Source organism: Acetobacter okinawensis JCM 25146, assembly GCF_000613865.1.
Classification (GTDB): Bacteria; Pseudomonadota; Alphaproteobacteria; order Acetobacterales; family Acetobacteraceae; genus Acetobacter; species Acetobacter okinawensis.
In genome coordinates, this window is the sequence record NZ_BAJU01000029.1 from 15,287 (window position 1) to 33,630 (window position 18,344).

Here is an 18,344-nt window from a genome sequence, read left to right on the forward strand (position 1 = left end):
GTTCGTTGTCTTGCAAAGCCCGTCTGGGCAGGGGCGGGAAAAATAAGGCAGAGCGTCTTTATGCGGGAGAAAAAACACGTAGGAGCAGGTGCCGCCGTGCTCCCACGTGGGTTTTGGGTCTTGGGTCAGATGATGTAATCAATAGGTGGGAGTGTCTGGTCCATGTTCAGGGCGGGCATGCCCTTGTGGCGTACACCTACCTTGCGGGCAGGGTTGCCCACCACTGTGGTAAACGGGGGGACGGGTTCGAGCACTATGGAGCCTGCGCCAATTTTGGCACCTTCGCCAATTTCAATGTTGCCCAGCACCTTGGCTCCAGCCCCAATAAGCACGCCTCGACGCACCTTGGGGTGGCGGTCCCCGCAGTGCTTGCCAGTGCCACCTAGGGTGACATTTTGCAAAATGGATACGTCGTCTTCAATAATGGACGTTTCCCCCACGACTATGCCAGTGCCGTGGTCGAATAGAATGCGTCGACCAAGTTGGGCAGCGGGATGAATGTCCACTCCAAACAGTTCCGATGCCCGGCTTTGCATGTGCAAAGCCAGATGCCGCCGCTCGCACAGCCAGAGCCAGCGCGCAACCCGGTAGGTCTGCACCGCATGATAACCCTTGAAGAACAGGAAAGGGGTTACAAAGTCCGGGCAGGCCGGGTCACGTTCACGAATAGCCAGCAGGTCTGCGGCTGCTGCGCACACAATATCGGGCTCTGCGTCAAAACTTTCCTTGACCAGTTCGGATAGAGCATCCGCAGCCACGGAACGGTCCCCCAGCTTGCGGCCGATCAGGCCGCAAGGGCCGAGGCAAAGCTGGAATGGCTGCGCACACCAGTGGCCAGTAGCCCGCGCACCAGCGGGTCATGGCAACTGCATGCCTCTTGGGTCATCTGTTCCCACAGCACGGTAAGCTGTGGCGCGCACAGCATGCTGCTTTCCTCAAAATGGCTGGAACTGACTGAGGCAATCTGAGCGTCGCTCATCCCGGCTACTCCGTTACTACAAACCCATGGCGTGCTTTACAAAAGCTTTCCGTAGGGCGGGAAAGCGATGCACGCCAGCAATACCCAGATCACGCGCAAGGCGGAGGACCGGGTTGTCATTACTGAACAACCTGTCCAGCGCATCTGTAGCGGCCAGCATGAGCATATTGGCCGGTCGGCACAAGGCCTGATACCGCGCGACAACGGCGGGAGCGCCGGGGTCTTTGCCCTGTGCGTGTATGTCCAGCAGCAATGGGCTCAGGTGGATGATATCCCGGTAGCCAAGGTTGAGCCCCTGACCTGCAATGGGGTGAATACCATGTGCGGCATCGCCCACCAGAATAAGCCGTGTATCCGTATAACGCGCCGCGTACTGGGCGGAGAGCGGGTACGTCCAGCGCCGCCCCACGGGCGTTACGCGGCCAAGGCGGGTGTTGCCCATGCGGCGCTCCACCTGACGGGCGAAGGCATCGTCAGGCAAAGCGGCAAAGCGCTCGGCCACGCCGTCCTTGTCGCTCCACACAATGGCGGACATGTAGGGGTGCTCATCCGTGCCAGTCATGGGGAGTTGTGCAAACGGGCCAGCAGGCAGGAAGTGCTCCAGAGCGCTGTTGTCGTGCGGGAACTCGTGGGCAATGGCACACACAATGGCGGTCTGCCCGTAGGGTAGGCGGGTCAGGGGGATGCCAGCTTCGGTGCGCAGGCGGCTCCGGCGGCCATCGGCGGCCACAATCAGGCGGGCGTTAAAGCTGCGGCCATCAAGCAGTTGCACATGCGCGCTCTGGGCCGTGCGGGTAATTTTGGCTTCAGCCGGGGCCAGAACGGTCACGCCCGGAGTAGTGCTCAGGCATTTGTTCAGGGCAACACGCAGGGCGCGGGCTTCTACCATCCAGCCAAAAGGCTGTGTTGCATCCTCACGCGTGAACTCAAGGAAGAGGGAGGATGCAGGCTCACCCGGCCGACCATCGGTGACCAGGATTTCCTCAATAGGGCAGGAGGTTGTGGGGAGCTCGTCCCATATCCCTGCGCTTTCAAGGTATTCCTTTGGACCTGCGGCAATGGCATAGGCCCGCCCGTCCAGATCGGGGTGTTCCATGGGGGGGAGGGCAGCCTTGTCCACAACGGCGACCTGCATGCCGCCACGTGCTAGACGGCAGGCAAGGGCCGCGCCAACGGGGCCCGCGCCAATAATGCACACGTCCACATCCGCGACAGGCGGGAGATGGGGGCTGGCGTGTTCTGCCGTGGCGCGGGGTGGGATTGGGCGCATGGGGTGTTTATCCTTACAATTCACGCATCTGGCAGGCGGCAGGCCCAAAAAGCCCGCACAGGCTGTTGCAGGTCATGCCCCCTATATGCGCTCTCCTTTGCGACAAAACCAGCCGTCTTGCCTTGAGGTGCATCAAAGCTCTTGGCAATTGGTGTTTAACTGTGCCAACATCGTAACGTCATGGAAATGTTTTGCAGCAAGGAGTTGCAGGCAGTATGAAGCTGATTACCGCCATTATAAAGCCCTTTAAACTTGATGATGTCCGCGAGGCACTCGCGCCGCTGGGCGTTCAGGGGATTACTGTTTCCGAGGTCAAGGGTTTTGGTCGCCAGAAAGGGCAGACGGAAATCTATCGTGGAGCTGAATACCGCATCAGCTTTCTGCCCAAGATCAAGGTGGAAGTTGCTGTCAGCGATGCCCTGCTCGATCAGGTGCTTGAAGCGATTCTAGATGCTGCCCATACGGGCAAGATCGGGGATGGCAAAATTTTTGTCAGTGACCTTACCCGCGTTATCCGTATCCGCACGCGGGAGACGGGGGACGCCGCTCTCTAATGTTAAATTTGGTGGCGTATCCTGCCTGCCGGTAGGCAGGTGCGGGGTGCGCGTGATCGCTCCTTGTGCATGGTAACCGGTCTGGGGGCGTTGTTCGCGGCAGTGTGCTGCCGTGCGGGCCGATGCATGCTGTGTTGCTTGCCGTACAGTCTGCTGTTTTAGGTCATCTTCCCTGCTATTTTGAGGCTTGACGGAGCGGGGGTGTGGTTCCATTGCTTCGTACATGCGAGTAGCTGCCATTCTACTGGCTGCCGGTACAGGCAGCCGCTATGCCGCCACCACGGGGTGCGCCACGCCCAAGCAGTATGTGCTGCTTGCTGGCCAACCCGTTATCCGTCATGCCGCGCAGGCTCTGCTGCCGCATGTCTCCTCTATTCAGCCTGTAGGTGATCCGACCTCTCTGGCCGAGGCACTGGATGGTTTGACCGTCCTGCCGCCCGTACAGGTGGGCAGACACGTCAGGCGAGTGTGCGCGCCGGGCTGGAAGCGCTTGATGCGCTCCCCCCTGAGCAAAAGCCCGATCTGGTGCTGGTGCATGACGGTGCCCGCCCGTATGTGAGCGCTGCGCTGGTCAGTGCCGTTGTGGCGGCTCTGACGGAGCATCCGGGTGCCATTCCCGCAGTGCCTGTGGCTGATACCCTCAAGCGTGAAAAAGACGGCGTTATCGACGGGACTGTCCCGCGTGATCACCTGTTCCGTGCGCAAACGCCTCAGGGCTTCCGCTTTGGTCTGTTCTTGGACCTGCACCGTGCTGCGGCATCGCTTGATGCGACCGACGACGCCGCCCTGCTTGAGGCCGCGGGTATGAGTGTTGCACTCGTGCACGGGGATGAAGATAATATCAAACTGACATACGAGGCAGATCTGGTGCGTCTTGAAAGGCTGATCGGCCCCACATTGCTGCCGCGTGTGGGTCTTGGGTATGATGTGCATGCTTTTGAGGAGGGGCGTCCGCTCATTATGTGCGGCATTACCATCCCGCATACACATGGCCTTGCCGGGCATTCCGATGCCGATGTGGGGATTCATGCGTTGTGTGACGCCATTTATGGCGCGCTGGCCGAAGGGGATATCGGCAGGCACTTCCCCCCCAGCCAGAACGAGTGGAAGGATGCGGATAGCGCCCGCTTTCTTATCCATGCAGGGCAGCGTATCCGCGAGCGGGGTGGCATGCTTGTCAATGCCGATCTGACCCTGATCTGTGAACGCCCCAAAATTGGCCCCCATGCGCAGGCCATGCGCGAGCGTCTGGCAGCATTGCTGGAAGTGGATGTGGATCGTATTTCGGTCAAGGCGACAACCTCGGAACGGCTCGGCTTTACCGGGCGTGAGGAGGGCATAGCCTGTGCCGCCACGGTGAGCGTGCTGGTGCCGTAAGGTTTTTACTGCTCAACCGTTACGAAAAACATTGCACAGGGGCGCGTGGATCGGTATTTCTGCCTAATTCGTAGGCAAATGGAAATGACTGTGCAAACGCAACCCCTGCTGCGTCCCATTGATCTGGGCGGTGTTGTCCTTGATACGCCGGTAATTCTGGCTCCCATGTCCGGTGTGACCGACCTGCCATTCCGGCGGCTGGTGCGCAGGCTTGGCGCTGGCCTTGTTGTTTCTGAAATGATTGCCTCATGGGCCATGGTGCGTGAGAACGACACCACGCTGCGCATGGCCGAGGTGGCCGATGCCGGTGGCCCCAACGCAGTGCAGCTTGCCGGGTGTGACCCGCAGGCCATGGCCGAGGCTGCCCGCATTGCCGTGGACCGTGGCGCGGACCTGATTGACATCAATTTTGGTTGCCCGGTCAAAAAAGTAGCCGTGGGGCAGATGGCAGGCTCCGCCCTGATGCGGGATGAGGCCGCAGCGCAGCGTATGCTGCAAACGGTGGTCAAGGCCGTGTCTGTGCCGGTCACGCTTAAAATGCGTATGGGCTGGGACCACGCACACCTGAACGCTCCGGTGCTGGCCCGCATTGCACAGGATGCGGGTATTCGCATGATTACAGTGCATGGGCGCACCCGCCAGCAGTTCTACAACGGTACGGCTGACTGGGCCTTTGTGCGCAACGTCAAGGATGCGGTGGACCTGCCCGTTATCGTGAACGGGGACATCCTGACCACGACTGACGCACGCAATGCCTTGGCCCAGTCTGGTGCGGATGGGGTCATGATCGGTCGCGGCTGCTATGGGCGGCCGTGGTTTTTGGCGCAGGTCGCGCATGCCCTGCGCACGGGGGAGGAGATGCCTGACCCCTCCTTGGAGCAGGAAAAAGCCATTGTGCTTGAGCATTATGGCATGATGCTGGAGCATTTTGGTCCACGCCCCGGTCTGCGGCTGGCGCGCAAGCATGTGTCCTGGTATTCGGCCGGTCTGCCTGCCTCGGCTGCTTTCCGTGCGGCCTTCAACAAGGTGGAAACGCCAGAGGAGGCCGTGGCCCGGATTGCCGAATTCTATGACCAGCAGATGGCCGTGGGTGCACAGCGTGAGCCACGTGCCTCCCGGCAGGAGTTGGCCCGCCAGCAAGAACAGGCCCACGCGGCGTGAGCACACCGGCGCCAGACAGGGCAGAGCCTGACGCGGCGCTACTACTGGACAGCCTGCCCGTGCCCTTGCTGGAAGTGGGGGCGGGGAATGTGGTCCTTGCGGTCAATATGGCTGCGGAGGAGTTTTTTGGCATGTCCCGCCAGCAGATCAAAGCTGGCGGCATGGCGGAAATTGCACCACCAGACCACCCGATCTATCTTCTGCTGACCCACCTGCGCCAACGTGGCGGCAGTGTAACGGAGCATGACCTGTTATTCAGCTCTCCGCGTTTCCACCATGAAGGGGTGAGCGTGCAGGGGGCGGAAGTGCTGGACCATCCCGGCCATCTGCTGCTGACATTCCACCTGCCGTCCACAGCGCGTGTGCTGGACCAGCAGCAGGTGTACCGCTCGGCGGCACGGAGTGTGTCTGGTATGGCGGCCATGCTGGCGCATGAGGTGCGTAACCCGCTCTCCGGGATCAAGGGGGCGGCCCAGCTGCTCGAGCAGGCCGTAAGTGATGCCGACCGCGACCTTGCCACCCTGATCTGTGATGAGGTGGACCGTATAGACGCGCTGGTCGAGCGTATGGGTATGTTTGGCGAGGCACGGATGGACTACCGTGCGTTAAACATCCATCGCCTTTTGGAGCATGTCAAACTGCTGGCGGGCAATGGTTTTGCCAAAGGCCTGCGGATTATCGAGTGCTATGATCCATCCCTACCCCATGTCTGGGGGGACCGGGACAGGCTGGTACAGGTCCTGCTCAATCTGGTTAAAAACGCGGCGGAAGCTTGCAGGAAGCCGGTAAGGAGGGGGACATCACGCTCATGACCAGCTACCGTCCCGGCATTCGCGTGACTGCGCCGGGCACCACCCAGTGGCGGCATCTGCCGCTCGTTGTCACAATAAGGGACACGGGGCCGGGTATTTCCGAAACGGTCAGGCCACATCTGTTTGAGCCATTTGTCTCTACCAAGGTGAATGGCAGCGGGCTGGGCCTTGCGTTGGTGGGTAAGGTCATGGACGACCACGGTGGGGTCATGGAAGTGGAAAGCCGACCCGGCCGCACCGAAATCAGCCTTTTTCTTCCACTTGCGGAAGAAAGGGGTGGCCTCCCTTGACGATCAGCTTGCCTGAGCCTGATAAGCCTCTCCCTGTTGTTTTTCCTCTGGTCCAGAACGCATGACACCGCTGCCCACCATTCTTGTCGCCGATGATGACCGGTCCATTCGCACAGTGCTGGGGCAGGCACTTGGCCGCGCGGGGTATCAGGTTCAGTTGACCCCCTATGCCTCGACCTTGTGGCAATGGGTGCAGGAAGGGGAGGGGGATCTGGTCATTACCGATGTGGCCATGCCAGATGGTAACGGGCTGGAGCTTGTAACCCGCATCCGCCAGATCCGCCCTGACCTGCGGGTTATTGTGATGAGCGCGCAGTCCACACTGACAACCGCAGTCAAGGCCACCCAGCGCGGGGCGTTTGAATATCTGGCCAAGCCGTTTGATCTTAAGGAACTGCTTGCCGTTGTTGCCCGTGCGCTCACAACCCCCGTGCAGGCTGCGGAAAAAACCACAGCCCCCCAGACGCCCGAAGAACGCCTGCCCCTGATCGGGCAGTCCGTAGTCATGCAGGGGATTTACCGTAGCATTGCCCGGCTGACGACTTCGGACCTGACCGTGATGATCACGGGGGAAAGCGGGACCGGCAAGGAACTGGTGGCCCGCGCCCTGCATGAATATGGCCGCCGCCGCAACGGGCCTTTTATTGCCGTCAATATGGCAGCCATCCCGCGTGAGCAGATTGAGAGCGAATTGTTCGGTTATGAGCGTGGCAGCAACCTGGGGCGTATGCCCGGCAGGTTTGAGCAGGCATCTGGTGGCACGCTGTTTCTGGACGAAATCGGGGATATGCCGCAGGAGGCCCAGACCCGCCTGCTGCGCGTTCTGCAGGAAGGGGAGTTTACAACCGTTGGCGGTTCCACCCCCCTGCACGCCGATGTGCGCATTGTGGCTGCCACCCACCGTGACCTGCGGCAGGCCATTCAGGCAGGCACCTTCCGCGAGGACCTCTACTACAGGCTGAATGTGGTGCCGCTGCGCCTGCCCCCCTACGGGAACGGCGTGAGGATATTCCCCTCCTTGCCCGGCATTTTCTTGCACAGTGCCGGGAGGCTGGTGGAGGTTACCGGACGCTGGATGAGGAGGCCATGGACCGTCTGCAGGCATGGCGCTGGCCGGGCAACGTACGTGAGCTTGAAAACCTGATCCGCCGCATTGTGGCCCTGTATTCTCAGGAGACCATTACAGCGGATCTGGTGGACGCGGAGTTGGCGGACCCTCTGGGGAGCGAGTTTGAGCCGGACAGGGCGCCTGTGGCCGAACCGCTGGTCGATTCAGTCTCCCGCCATATTGCCCGCTACCTTGAAGCCGGGCGCGAAGGCATGCCGCTACATGACCTGCATGCCCGCATTATAGCCGAGGTGGAACGCCCGTTGATCCAGATGACATTGACGGAAACACGGGGCAACCAGATCAAGGCCGCCGCCATGCTGGGGCTGAACCGTAACACCTTGCGCAAAAAAATACGCGATCTTGAAATTCCAGTCGTGCGCGGTGTGGTCTAGTCTTGCCCATGCCCAAAATGCCCCGGCTCCCCTTCAGGCATCTTTTCTCACGTGCACGGCTGCACTGGCTCCTGCGTGCCCTTGAGCGCAGGAGTGTTGCCGTAACTCTTGTTGCTCTGGCGCTGTGTCTGGTGTTTGCAACCTTTGTGGTGCTTTCCGGTGGCATGTCGTTCGGGCATTATGCCGTGGTCGAGCCGCTGGTGCTGGGCATTAACGGGCTGGTTCTGCTGCTTCTGCTCCTGGCCATGGGGGTGCGTGGCTGGCCTATGCTGGTGGAATATCGCAAGGGACTGGCAGGTACGCGCCTGCATGTGCGCCTTGTAACCCTGTTTGGCATTGTGGCAGTGGCACCGACTGTTGTGGTTGGCGTGTTTGCTACCCTGTTCTTCCATTACGGAATCCAGATATGGTTTTCCGACAGGGTGAACACCGCCCTGAATGAGGCGCTACAGGCCTCTCGCGGGTATTTGCAGGAGCATAACGCCAATATCCGTACGGATGCGTTCTCGATGTCCAACTACATCATGAGCGCACAGAACGAACTGGCCGCCAGCGGGATGGAACTGCTGCAGGACACGATGCCCTGTCCCAGATGCTGGACAGTCAGGCCACCATACGCGGGCTGACAGAAGCACTTGTGTATGACCCCATTACCAACCGCGTTGTAGCCGCAGGCGGGTTGATGAGCCGCACGGGCTATTTGCAGGACCTCCCCCCACCCGCGGCAACACTTATGGCGCGCTCGAACGACGTGGCTATTCTCGACTCCCCCGATGAGCGCACGGTGCGCGCGGTTGTGGAGTTGTCGCAAACACCAACCCTGATGCTGGTGATTACCCGGCTGGTGGACCCGTCCATTCTGGAGCACATGCACCGGACGGAAAACGTGGTGGCGGATTACAAGCACCTCAACAGCAACAAGGCCAAGATACAGCTTACCTTTGTCATGATCTTTGTGCTGGTCGCGCTGCTGGTGCTGGCTGTTGCCGCCCTGATCGGCTTTGCGCTGGCAACCCAGATTGCCCGTCCGCTTGGCCTGCTGAGCATGGCCGCGCGCAGGGTGAGTGAGGGGGACCTGCGCGTGCATGTGCCCGAAACCGACCGGGATGATGAGGTGGCGGGCCTGTCACGCGCCTTTAACCGCATGACGGAGGAACTGGATAGCCAGCGTTCGGAGCTTATGGCCGCTTATGGTCAGATCAATGAGCGCAGGCGCTTTACGGAGGCTGTTCTGTCTGGCGTGTCCGCCGGGGTAATCGGGCTGGATGTGGAGCAGCGGATTGAACTGCCAAACCGTGCGGCCAGCGTGCTGCTCCAGACCAATCTGGCAGACGCCACGGGCGAACCACTGGCGACCCGTGTACCAGAGTTTGCTGCTCTGCTGGAGGAGGTGACCCGTGCGCCAGAGGCCGTTTTTACGCGGGAAATTCAGATTGGTCCGGCCAGCAGCCAGCGCACCCTGCTGGTGCGTGTGGGCGCGGAGCTGCGCGGCACCGTAACCGAAGGGTATGTCATGACGTTTGATGACATTACCGCCCTGCAACAGGCCCAGCGCAAGGCCGCATGGGCGGATGTGGCCCGCCGCATCGCGCATGAGATCAAGAATCCGCTGACCCCCATCCAGCTTGCGGCGGAGCGGCTCAAACGCCGTTTTCTCAAGGAGATCACCTCCGACCCCGATACATTCGCCCAATGTGCGGACACAATCGTGCGTCAGGTCGGCGATATCGGGCGCATGGTGGACGAATTTTCGGCTTTTGCCCGCATGCCCCAGCCAATTATGAAGGATGAGAACCTTTCCCGTATTGCGCAGGAGGTGCTCATCCTGCAACGTAATGCCCATCATGAGATTACATACCACCTTGATTTGCCCGATCATGGGCCAATGGTCCGGTGTGACCGTCGGCTTATCAGTCAGGCCTTGATCAATCTGCTGCAAAACGCGGCGGATGCTATTGCCATGGTTCCCCGGCAGGCTGCCTCCCCCGAGCAGGGGGGCGGATCTGCGGGGAAGTATGGGTGCGTATTGCGCAGGAGGCGGAAAACATTGCTATTGTCGTTGCTGACAATGGGGTGGGCCTTCCAAAAGACGACCGGAATCGCCTGACGGAACCCTATGTAACGCATAAGGCCAAGGGAACGGGACTGGGATTGGCTATTGTGAAAAAAATCATGGAAGACCATGGTGGAACCGTGCGTCTGGAAGACAGGGCAGGAGAGAGAGGAACGGTGGCTACTCTGGTTTTGCCGGTGAAAGACGACCATGGCGCATGAAATCCTGATCGTTGATGACGAACCCGATATCCGGATGCTGATTGAAGGCATTCTGTGTGATGAGGGATATGAGGCCCGCGTGGCTTCCAGTTCCGAGGCCGCGTTGGCGGCGTTCAGGGTACGCAGGCCATCGCTGGTCATTCTGGACGTGTGGTTGCAGGGCTCGGACATGGATGGGCTGGAAATCCTGCAAACCATGAAGGCGGAGGAAGCCTCCGTCCCCGTGGTCATGATCTCGGGCCATGGCACGATTGAGACCGCAGTAGCGGCACTCCAGCACGGGGCTTATGACTTTATAGAAAAGCCTTTTCAGGCAGATCGGCTTCTGGTCATTGTCCGGCGTGCGCTCGAAGCCTCCCGCCTTGCGCGTGAAAATGAGGAACTGCGCCTGCGGGCCGGGCATGATGCCGAGCTGTATGGCAATAGCGCGCAGATTGTGGCCATTCGCAACCAGATTGAAAAAGTGGCCCCCACCGGCTCGCGCGTGCTCATTAGTGGCGGGCCGGGGTCTGGCAAGGAGGTGGCTGCGCGCATGATCCATGCCCGCTCCCGCCGGCCCGACGGGCCGTTTGTCGCACTGAACTGCGCAACACTGGCACCGGGCCGTTTTGAGGAGGAACTGTTCGGGCTTGAGGGCGGGGTGGATGGCGTGGGCCGCCGTACCGGTGTGCTCGAGCGTGCCCACGGTGGCACCCTGCTGCTGGATGAAGTGGCCGACATGCCGCTGGAAACACAGGGCAAGATCGTACGCGCCTTGCAGGACCAGACATTCGAACGCCTTGGCGGTGGGGCGCGGGTTAAGGTGGATGTACGCGTACTGGCGACCACCAACCGTGACCTTCAGGCCGAAATTGTGGGTGGGCGCTTCCGCGAGGATCTGTACTACCGTCTGGCGGTTGTTCCCCTGCGTATGCCCGCACTCAAGGAACGGCGGGATGATATTCCCGGTCTGGCCACGCTCTTTTTGCACCGTGCAGCGGAAATGGCGGGCCTGCCCTCGCGCGATCTTTCGCCCGATGCGGTTGCCGTTTTGCAGGCGTATGACTGGCCGGGCAATGTGCGCGAACTGCGCAACCTGATGGAACGGGTGCTGATTATGCAGCCCGGCAGCAGCCAGGACCTGATCCGCGCGGATATGCTGCCTTCCACCATCGGGGAGAACGCGCCGGGGCTGCTGAAGTTTGATGCCTCGACCGATGTGATGAGCCTGCCCCTGCGAGAGGCGCGTGACCTGTTTGAAACCCAGTACCTTCAGGCGCAATTGTTACGTTTTGGAGGGAACATAAGCCGCACTGCGTTGTTTGTAGGCATGGAGCGGAGCGCTTTGCATCGCAAACTCAAGCAGCTTGGTGTAACATCGGACGAGCGGAACACTGGCTGATCAGTGAGTTGTTGCGGGGCATGCAGGGCGTTACGTCTGGCTCCCAAGAAAAAAAGAAAATGGAATAGGGTCGCACACAGTGGAAAAAGAGAGTGCACACAATGTGCAGGATGCATTTTTAGGCCAGATTCGTCGTTCCCGGGCGGCAGTGACCGTATTTTTGGTCAACGGTGTCAAACTTCAGGGATTTATTACGTGGTTTGATGATCAGGTCGTACTCCTGCGGCGTGATGAGCAAACCCAGCTTATTTACAAACATGCCATAAGCACTGTTATGCCCAGCATTCCCGTAGATATAGCAGAACCCACCGGAGCGGGCGCAAAGGCGGACAAGGAACCATCTCTTGGCGACGAGTTTTACTGAGAAAAAACAAACGGTTGCAACGCGTGCTGCCGTTATTCTGCCGTGGGAGCGCTCAGCCCACGGGCAGGACGTAAGGGCGGCCGAGGCACGGCTGGAAGAAGCCGTGGGTCTGACGGCTCCATTGGTCTGGTTATTGTTCGCAAAGCCGTGCTTCTCCTGCGGATGCGCCGCTCGGCCACATTGCTGGGCAAAGGGCAGATCGATTCCCTGCGCATTGCCATCAAGGCCGACAATATTGACGTGCTGGTGGTTGATACCAAACTGACCCCCGCCCAGCAGCGTAATCTGGAAACAGAGTTCGGGTGCAAGGTTATTGACCGTACGGGTCTTATTCTGGATATTTTTGGCGCTCGTGCCGCCACGCGGGAAGGGACGTTGCAGGTCGAGCTCGCCCATCTGGAATACCAGCGCTCGCGCCTTGTCCGCCTGTGGACCCATCTTGAGCGCCAGCGGGGTGGTTTCGGCTTTCTGGGCGGTCCGGGTGAAACCCAGATCGAAGCTGACCGGCGTATGATTGGCGAGCGCATTGTGCGCCTTAAAAAGGACTTGGAGCAGGTGCGCCGCACCCGTGGGCTGCACCGGCAGGCCCGCAAGCGTGTGCCATTCCCCGTTGTGGCGCTGGTTGGCTACACTAACGCAGGCAAATCCACCCTGTTTAATGCCCTTACGGGGGCGACGGTCTATGCGCAGGATCAACTGTTTGCAACGCTGGACCCGACCATGCGTGCTATTGCGCTGCCATCGGGGCGGCAGGTTATTCTGTCTGACACGGTGGGGTTTATCAGCGATCTGCCAACGGAACTGATTGCCGCCTTCCGCGCAACGCTGGAGGAGGTCGCCGAGGCGGACATTATTCTGCACGTGCGTGACATAGCCCACCCAGACAGCGCGACCCAGAAGAGGGACGTGCTGGGTGTGCTGCAAAGCATGGCCAAGGATAACATGCTGGAGCAGGACTGGCCGACCCGTGTGATTGAGGTGCTGAACAAGGTGGACCTGCTAGGTGAGCAGGCAGCAGCCTTGCAGGGGGATGAAACGGTAGCCATTTCCGCCATTACGGGGGATGGGCTGGACCGGCTTCTGGCCCGTATTGACCAGCGTATTACAGCGGGGATGGAAATGGTGCGCTACGCCATGCCTCTGGCCGAAGGGGCCGCTCTGGCATGGTTGTACCAGCATGGTGAGGTGACGGACCGCCATGACCGGGAGGAGGAGACGGATATTACCGTGCGCCTTCTGGCCGAAGACCGTGCCCGTTTTGAACGGCAGTTCCGCCATATTATTCCCCAACTGGCCTAAAAGGGGCCGGAGCAGGGGGTGCAAAACGGGGTGCGGGCGCGTTATGCGCTCCGCACCTTTTTTGTGTCAGTCAAATTCTGTTATCAGGCTCAGGTCAGCATGGTGTGCGAACAGCCGGTCAATCTGGGCGCGCGATATACGCCCGGTTGAGAGGTCGTGCGGAATTTCATTGCGTGCAAAAAAGCGCACTTCGCTGGTTTCAATGCTGGTGGCAGGTGCGCCACCGGTGAGTTCTCCCAGAAAAAACAGCTTGGTGATGGAAAAAGCCTCAGGTGGCTCATGCCCCTGCCTTGCGCGGTCCAGCGCCATGGCAAGGCGGGTAATCCTTACTGTATAACCCGTTTCCTCCCAGACCTCCTTGGCTGCGGATTCCGAGGCGGTGAGGTTCACATCCGCCCAGCCGCCGGGTACGGTCCAGCGGTTCTGGTCCAGCACTTCGCGCACCATGAGCAGGCGGTTATCTGCATCAAACACCCCGGTGCGCACTTCCAGCTTGGGGGTGGCGTACCCGGCCTGCTGGGCAAACAGGTTTTCAATCTGCTGCACAGGCGTGCCACTGCCCAACGCCATGGCTTTGGCGGCCAGAGTGCGCAGCATGGTGTAGCGTTCACGGTCAAACGGGTCTTTGGTAAAGGTCAGCCCGGTCTGGGCAATGGCCTGTATCTCTCTGGCCCAGACAAGCCATTCAGGCTCGGACATGGTTTTTGTTCCCCTCTCTCAAAATAAAAAACGGGAAGGCGCGTGCCCTCCCGTTTTTCGCGTGGTGTTATGTCAGGCGTTAAGCCCGGTTCAGTAGGCGGGTTCGGGTTCTGCCGCTGCGTGCCCGTTAATCAGCAGGCCATCGCCATTGGCGGAGATGTTGACCGTCTCCCCGTCATGGATTGCCCCTTCAAGCAATTGCCCTGCCAGCGGGTTTTGCAGGCTGCGCTGGATAACCCTTTTAAGCGGACGTGCGCCGTAAACCGGGTCATAGCCCTCGTTTGCCAGCCATGTTTCGGCCAGTGTATCAAGGTGCAGGGCAATTTTGCGGTCTTCAAGCAGCTTTTGCAGCCGGCTGACCTGAATTTCCACAATCCGCGCCATGTCCACCCGCTGAAGACGGGAGAAGAGGATTACCTCATCCAGCCGGTTCAGGAATTCGGGGCGGAAGTGTTCACGCACCACTTTCATAACCTGTGCCTGCACCATGGCCGGGGTGTCGCCATCGGGCTGGTTTGCCAGATATTCCGAACCAAGGTTGCTGGTCAGGATGATAAGCGTGTTGCGGAAGTCCACCGTGCGGCCCTGCCCATCGGTCAGGCGACCATCATCAAGGACCTGCAACAGGATGTTGAACACATCCTCATGCGCTTTTTCCACCTCGTCAAACAAAATGACCTGATAGGGGCGGCGGCGCACGGCTTCGGTCAGCACGCCCCCTTCTTCATATCCCACATACCCTGGAGGCGCGCCAATCAGACGTGCCACGGCGTGTTTTTCCATGAACTCGCTCATGTCAATCCGCAGCAGGGCTTTGTCATCATCAAACAGGAAGCGGGCCAGAGCCTTGGTCAGCTCCGTTTTGCCAACGCCCGTTGGGCCAAGGAACAGGAACGACCCAATCGGGCGGTTGGGGTCCTGCAAACCTGCGCGGGCACGGCGCACGGCATTGGCCACGGCACGCAGGGCAGGCTCCTGCCCCACAACCGACTTGCGCAGTTCGTCCTCCATGCGCAGGAGCTTGGCGCGTTCACCCTCCAGCATCCGGTCCACCGGCACACCCGTCCAGCGGGAGACAACGGAGGCAATGCCCTGATCCGTCACCGCTTCGGAGACGAGGCTGGCATTTTTGGCTTCTTTTTCTTCCGTCTGCTGGGCCGCGGCAATCTGGCTTTGCAGGTTGGGGATCACACCGTACATCAACTCGGATGCGCGTTGCAGGTCGCCTTTACGCTGGGCCACCTCCACATCGGAGCGGGCCTGATCAAGCTGCTCCTGCAACTTCTGCACGGCATGCACACGGTCTTTTTCCGCATGCCATGTTGCGCTGAGCGTGTTGGATTTTTCCTCCAGATCAGCCAGTTCAACCTCAACAGATTCCAGCCTGTCCTTGCTTGCGGTGTCATCTTCCTTGCGCAGGGCTTCACGCTCGATCTTGAGCTGGATAATGCGGCGGTCCAGTTCGTCCAGCTCTTCGGGCTTGCTGTCGATCTGCATGCGCAGCCGGCTTGCGGCCTCGTCAATCAGGTCAATGGCCTTATCGGGCAGGAAGCGGTCGGTAATGTAGCGGTTGGACAGGGTGGCAGCGGCTACAAGTGCACCATCGGTGATGCGTACACCATGATGGAGTTCGTATTTTTCCTTGATCCCGCGCAGGATGGAAATTGTGTCGGGCACCGAGGGCTCACCCACATAAACGGGCTGGAAGCGCCGGGCGAGAGCCGCATCTTTTTCAATATACTTGCGGTATTCATCCAGCGTGGTCGCACCAATGCAGTGCAGCGTGCCACGGGCCAGTTCGGGTTTGATCAGGTTGGAGGCATCCATTGCACCGTCGGTTCGACCTGCGCCAACCAGCGTGTGCATTTCATCAATAAACAGGATCACCTGACCTTCGGCGGTCTCAATTTCCTTGAGCACGGCTTTTAGGCGTTCTTCAAACTCACCACGGTATTTGGCGCCAGCACCAGTGCACCCATGTCGAGCGAGAGGAGCTTTTTGTTCTTGAGCGCTTCAGGCACGTCACCATTGACAATACGCTGGGCCAGCCCTTCCACAATGGCGGTTTTGCCCACACCGGGTTCGCCAATAAGCACGGGGTTGTTCTTGCTGCGCCGTGCCAGAACCTGAATGGCGCGGCGGATCTCCTCATCCCGGCCAATGACCGGGTCGAGCTTGCCCTGTTGGGCGACCTCGGTCACATCCCGTGCGTATTTTTGAGCGCATCAAATTGGCCTCAGCGTTTTCACTGGTCACAGTGCGCCCTTTGCGGATGGTGGTAATGGCCTTGTCCAGCGCGTCCGGGGTGGCGCCATTGTTTTTGAGCGCCTGACCAGCCGGGCTGTCGGTTGCGGCCAAGGCTGCCAGCAGGCGGTCCTGAGCAACAAAGCTGTCCCCCGCTTTTTGTGCGATCTGCTCAGCGGAATCCAGAGCACGCACCAGATCGGGGGTTGCCGCGGGCTGGCCAGCGCCGCCGCCCTGCACTTTGGGCAGTTTGGCCAAAGCCTGCTCGTTTGCGGCGCGCACGCCATCGGGGTTGCCACCGGCTGCGCGGATCAGGGCCGATGCGGCACCTTCCTCATCATCAAGCAGGGCTTTAAGCAGGTGTTCGGGGGTAAGCTGCTGGTTGAAGTCACGCAGGGCAATGGTCTGTGCTGCCTGCAGAAAACCGCGTGAGCGTTCGGTAAATTTTGTAATATCCATAATATCCCTCTTGTCCCTTTATGGTAGGCGACTGAAGGCCGAGCCCCGTCCCGCTTTGCGGCAACGGAGGGCAGGGTCTGTCGTGTTGACAGTTCTAAGATTGGAAGGCCCCGGAGCACAGTCAAGGGGTGTGTGTGCATAAGCCGCACACTGTGCGGAATGGCGGATATGAAAAAAGGCGAAGCGCAAGGGAGCTTCGCCTTTGTCCGCGCCGGGCCGTGTTGGCCGGGCTTTACACTCAGGCCGCGTTCAGCTGGGCTTCTGCAAATTCGTAGTTTGCCAGCTTGTCGAGGAAGTTGGTGATGTAGTCAGGACGACGGTTGCGGAAGTCCAGATAGTAGGAGTGTTCCCACACGTCGGCGGTCAGCAGGGCCGTGCCCTGACCTTCGGCCAGCGGGTTGGTGCCGTTGGGGGTTTTGGTAATGGCCAGCTTGCCATCCTTGCCCAGAACGAGCCATGCCCAGCCAGACCCGAACTGGGAGATGGCGGCCTTGCGGAATTCGTCCTTGAAGGTGTCGATGCTGCCGAAGTCGGCGGTAATTTTTGCGCCCAGTTTTTCGGGCATGGCACCACCGGAGGTGGACAGGCTGTTCCAGAAGAACGAGTGGTTCCAATGCTGACCAGCGTTGTTGAACAGGCCGGTCAGATCAGCCTTGCCGTGCGCGGCCAGAATGATCTCTTCAAGGGACTTGCCAGCAAGCTCAGGCTTGCCTTCAAGCAGCGTGTTCAGGGTGTTGACGTAGGTAGGTGGTGCTTGCCGTGGTGGAACTCGAGTGTTTCCTGGCACATGCCACGGGCGGCCAGAGCATTGGGTGCGTAGGGGAGGGTTGGCAGTTCAAAAGCCATGACATAACTCCGTCATATAAAGCAGGGCGTGTTAAAAAAACGCGCCTGTCCAGAGCTATGGGTGCGCCATATGGCACAAAGGCAACGGTTTGGGCCGCTGTCTCTTTCCCTTGCTCACGGAAACTTGCCCTGCTGGTGGGGGTGGGGTGGCGCGGCAGTCCGTAAGGAAAGCTATATGTGCATTACGCATGAAACGGCATGAATTTGCAACATGCACCCGGTAAGAGCAACAGGATACAGCCATGAACATTGCGCTCTCCCCCAGTGATATGCAGGCATTGGTGCTGCTGGCGGAAGGGGACGTGGACAGGCTGCTCTGTATGCGTTTTCTGCCTGCTTCCGCCCAGAGCGGGGGGCTGGTGCTGCTGGCGTTCCATAATGAGCTGATTCGCGCGCTGGCCCCGGCCCGCTCGGCTGCGGTTGCCGGGCCAATGGCCGGGCTGATCCGCCTGCAATGGTGGCGCGAGGTGCTGGAGCAGACACGCCCGCCAGAGCATGTTCTGGCACCTTTTTTGCTGGATATGGTGGCATGCGGGCAGGTCCGGCAGGATACGCTACTCCGCCTTGTTCACTCTTGCGAGAGCGAGCTGAGTGGCCCGCGTGACCCCGCTGCATGGCAGAGCATGATGCGCGATGGAGCCGGTGCGCTGCAATGCGCAGTGGGCGAGCTACTGGGGGTGGAAGACGCAGCAACCCTGCTCAGGCTGGAGGCATGCGGCATGGCCTATGGTGCGGGCGCCATGCTGCGGCACTGGCCAGTGCTCCAGCAGTCAGGCCGCTTTGTCTGCCCACAGGGGGGGGAGGCGCTCAGGCAGCATGGGGCAGCATGGCT

At 60.1% G+C, this 18,344-nt stretch carries 7 protein-coding genes and 8 pseudogenes; 10 read left to right on the top strand and 5 right to left on the bottom strand.

Annotated elements, in window-relative coordinates; genetic code table 11:
* Nucleotides 1–125: 125 nt before the first annotated feature.
* Both cysE and JCM25146_RS11310 read right to left on the bottom strand, forming a co-directional pair.
* Nucleotides 126–925, bottom strand: a pseudogene (gene cysE, locus JCM25146_RS23940) (serine O-acetyltransferase).
* 70 nt (nucleotides 926–995) lie between these two features.
* A complete protein-coding gene (locus JCM25146_RS11310) occupies nucleotides 996–2,249 on the bottom strand; it encodes a UbiH/UbiF/VisC/COQ6 family ubiquinone biosynthesis hydroxylase (RefSeq protein WP_025828030.1) in 1,254 nt (417 codons plus the stop codon).
* 215 nt (nucleotides 2,250–2,464) lie between these two features.
* Here JCM25146_RS11310 and JCM25146_RS11315 point away from each other — a divergent pair, with 215 nt between their 5' ends.
* From JCM25146_RS11315 to hflX, 9 genes and pseudogenes are all read left to right on the top strand, one after another.
* Nucleotides 2,465–2,803 (top strand): P-II family nitrogen regulator, encoded by a 339-nt coding sequence (locus JCM25146_RS11315; protein WP_025828032.1) that lies wholly within the window; start codon nucleotides 2,465–2,467, stop codon nucleotides 2,801–2,803.
* A gap of 223 nt (nucleotides 2,804–3,026) precedes the next feature.
* Nucleotides 3,027–4,180, top strand: a pseudogene (ispF, locus tag JCM25146_RS24600) (2-C-methyl-D-erythritol 2,4-cyclodiphosphate synthase).
* 90 nt (nucleotides 4,181–4,270) lie between these two features.
* Nucleotides 4,271–5,341: a tRNA dihydrouridine synthase DusB gene (gene dusB, locus JCM25146_RS11325; protein WP_025828034.1), complete on the top strand. Its 1,071-nt coding sequence runs from the start codon at nucleotides 4,271–4,273 to the stop codon at nucleotides 5,339–5,341.
* A pseudogene (locus tag JCM25146_RS19020) lies at nucleotides 5,338–6,443 on the top strand (two-component system sensor histidine kinase NtrB). Before dusB ends, JCM25146_RS19020 begins: the two are co-directional and overlap by 4 nt.
* Before the next feature lie 61 nt (nucleotides 6,444–6,504).
* Nucleotides 6,505–7,946 (top strand): annotated as a pseudogene (ntrC, locus tag JCM25146_RS19025) (nitrogen regulation protein NR(I)).
* 17 nt (nucleotides 7,947–7,963) lie between these two features.
* Nucleotides 7,964–10,220 (top strand): annotated as a pseudogene (locus JCM25146_RS24610) (ATP-binding protein).
* Nucleotides 10,210–11,601, top strand: coding sequence for a nitrogen assimilation response regulator NtrX (ntrX, locus tag JCM25146_RS11345; protein ID WP_025828036.1), 1,392 nt, complete (start codon nucleotides 10,210–10,212; stop codon nucleotides 11,599–11,601). The pseudogene JCM25146_RS24610 and the gene ntrX overlap by 11 nt, the downstream one beginning before the upstream one ends.
* A 79-nt stretch (nucleotides 11,602–11,680) precedes the next feature.
* On the top strand, nucleotides 11,681–11,965 hold the full coding sequence (gene hfq / locus JCM25146_RS11350; RefSeq protein ID WP_025828038.1) for an RNA chaperone Hfq: 285 nt from the start codon (nucleotides 11,681–11,683) through the stop codon (nucleotides 11,963–11,965).
* Nucleotides 11,946–13,264, top strand: a pseudogene (gene hflX, locus JCM25146_RS19035) (GTPase HflX). Before hfq ends, hflX begins: the two are co-directional and overlap by 20 nt.
* 66 nt (nucleotides 13,265–13,330) lie before the next feature.
* Here the strand turns inward: hflX and JCM25146_RS11360 are convergent.
* The 3 genes and pseudogenes from JCM25146_RS11360 to JCM25146_RS19045 form a co-directional block, all read right to left on the bottom strand.
* Entirely contained in the window at nucleotides 13,331–13,963 is a 633-nt protein-coding gene (locus JCM25146_RS11360) for an NUDIX hydrolase (RefSeq protein ID WP_025828040.1), read from the bottom strand.
* A gap of 90 nt (nucleotides 13,964–14,053) precedes the next feature.
* Nucleotides 14,054–16,666, bottom strand: a pseudogene (gene clpB / locus JCM25146_RS19040) (ATP-dependent chaperone ClpB).
* A 238-nt stretch (nucleotides 16,667–16,904) separates the two neighbouring features.
* Nucleotides 16,905–17,512: pseudogene (locus JCM25146_RS19045) on the bottom strand (superoxide dismutase).
* Between the two features lie 242 nt (nucleotides 17,513–17,754).
* Here JCM25146_RS19045 and JCM25146_RS11375 point away from each other — a divergent pair.
* Nucleotides 17,755–18,344 (top strand): squalene/phytoene synthase family protein (locus JCM25146_RS11375; protein ID WP_025828042.1); only part of this gene is annotated, 590 nt, incomplete at its 3' end.

Bases quoted from the DNA above. Each gene is read 5' to 3' on its own strand.
- JCM25146_RS11310 (WP_025828030.1), bottom strand. From the start codon at position 2,249: ATGCGCCCAATCCCACCCCGCGCCACGGCAGAACACGCCAGCCCCCAT.
- JCM25146_RS11315 (WP_025828032.1), top strand. From the start codon at position 2,465: ATGAAGCTGATTACCGCCATTATAAAGCCCTTTAAACTTGATGATGTC.
- ntrX (WP_025828036.1), top strand. From the start codon at position 10,210: ATGGCGCATGAAATCCTGATCGTTGATGACGAACCCGATATCCGGATG.
- JCM25146_RS11360 (WP_025828040.1), bottom strand. From the start codon at position 13,963: ATGTCCGAGCCTGAATGGCTTGTCTGGGCCAGAGAGATACAGGCCATT.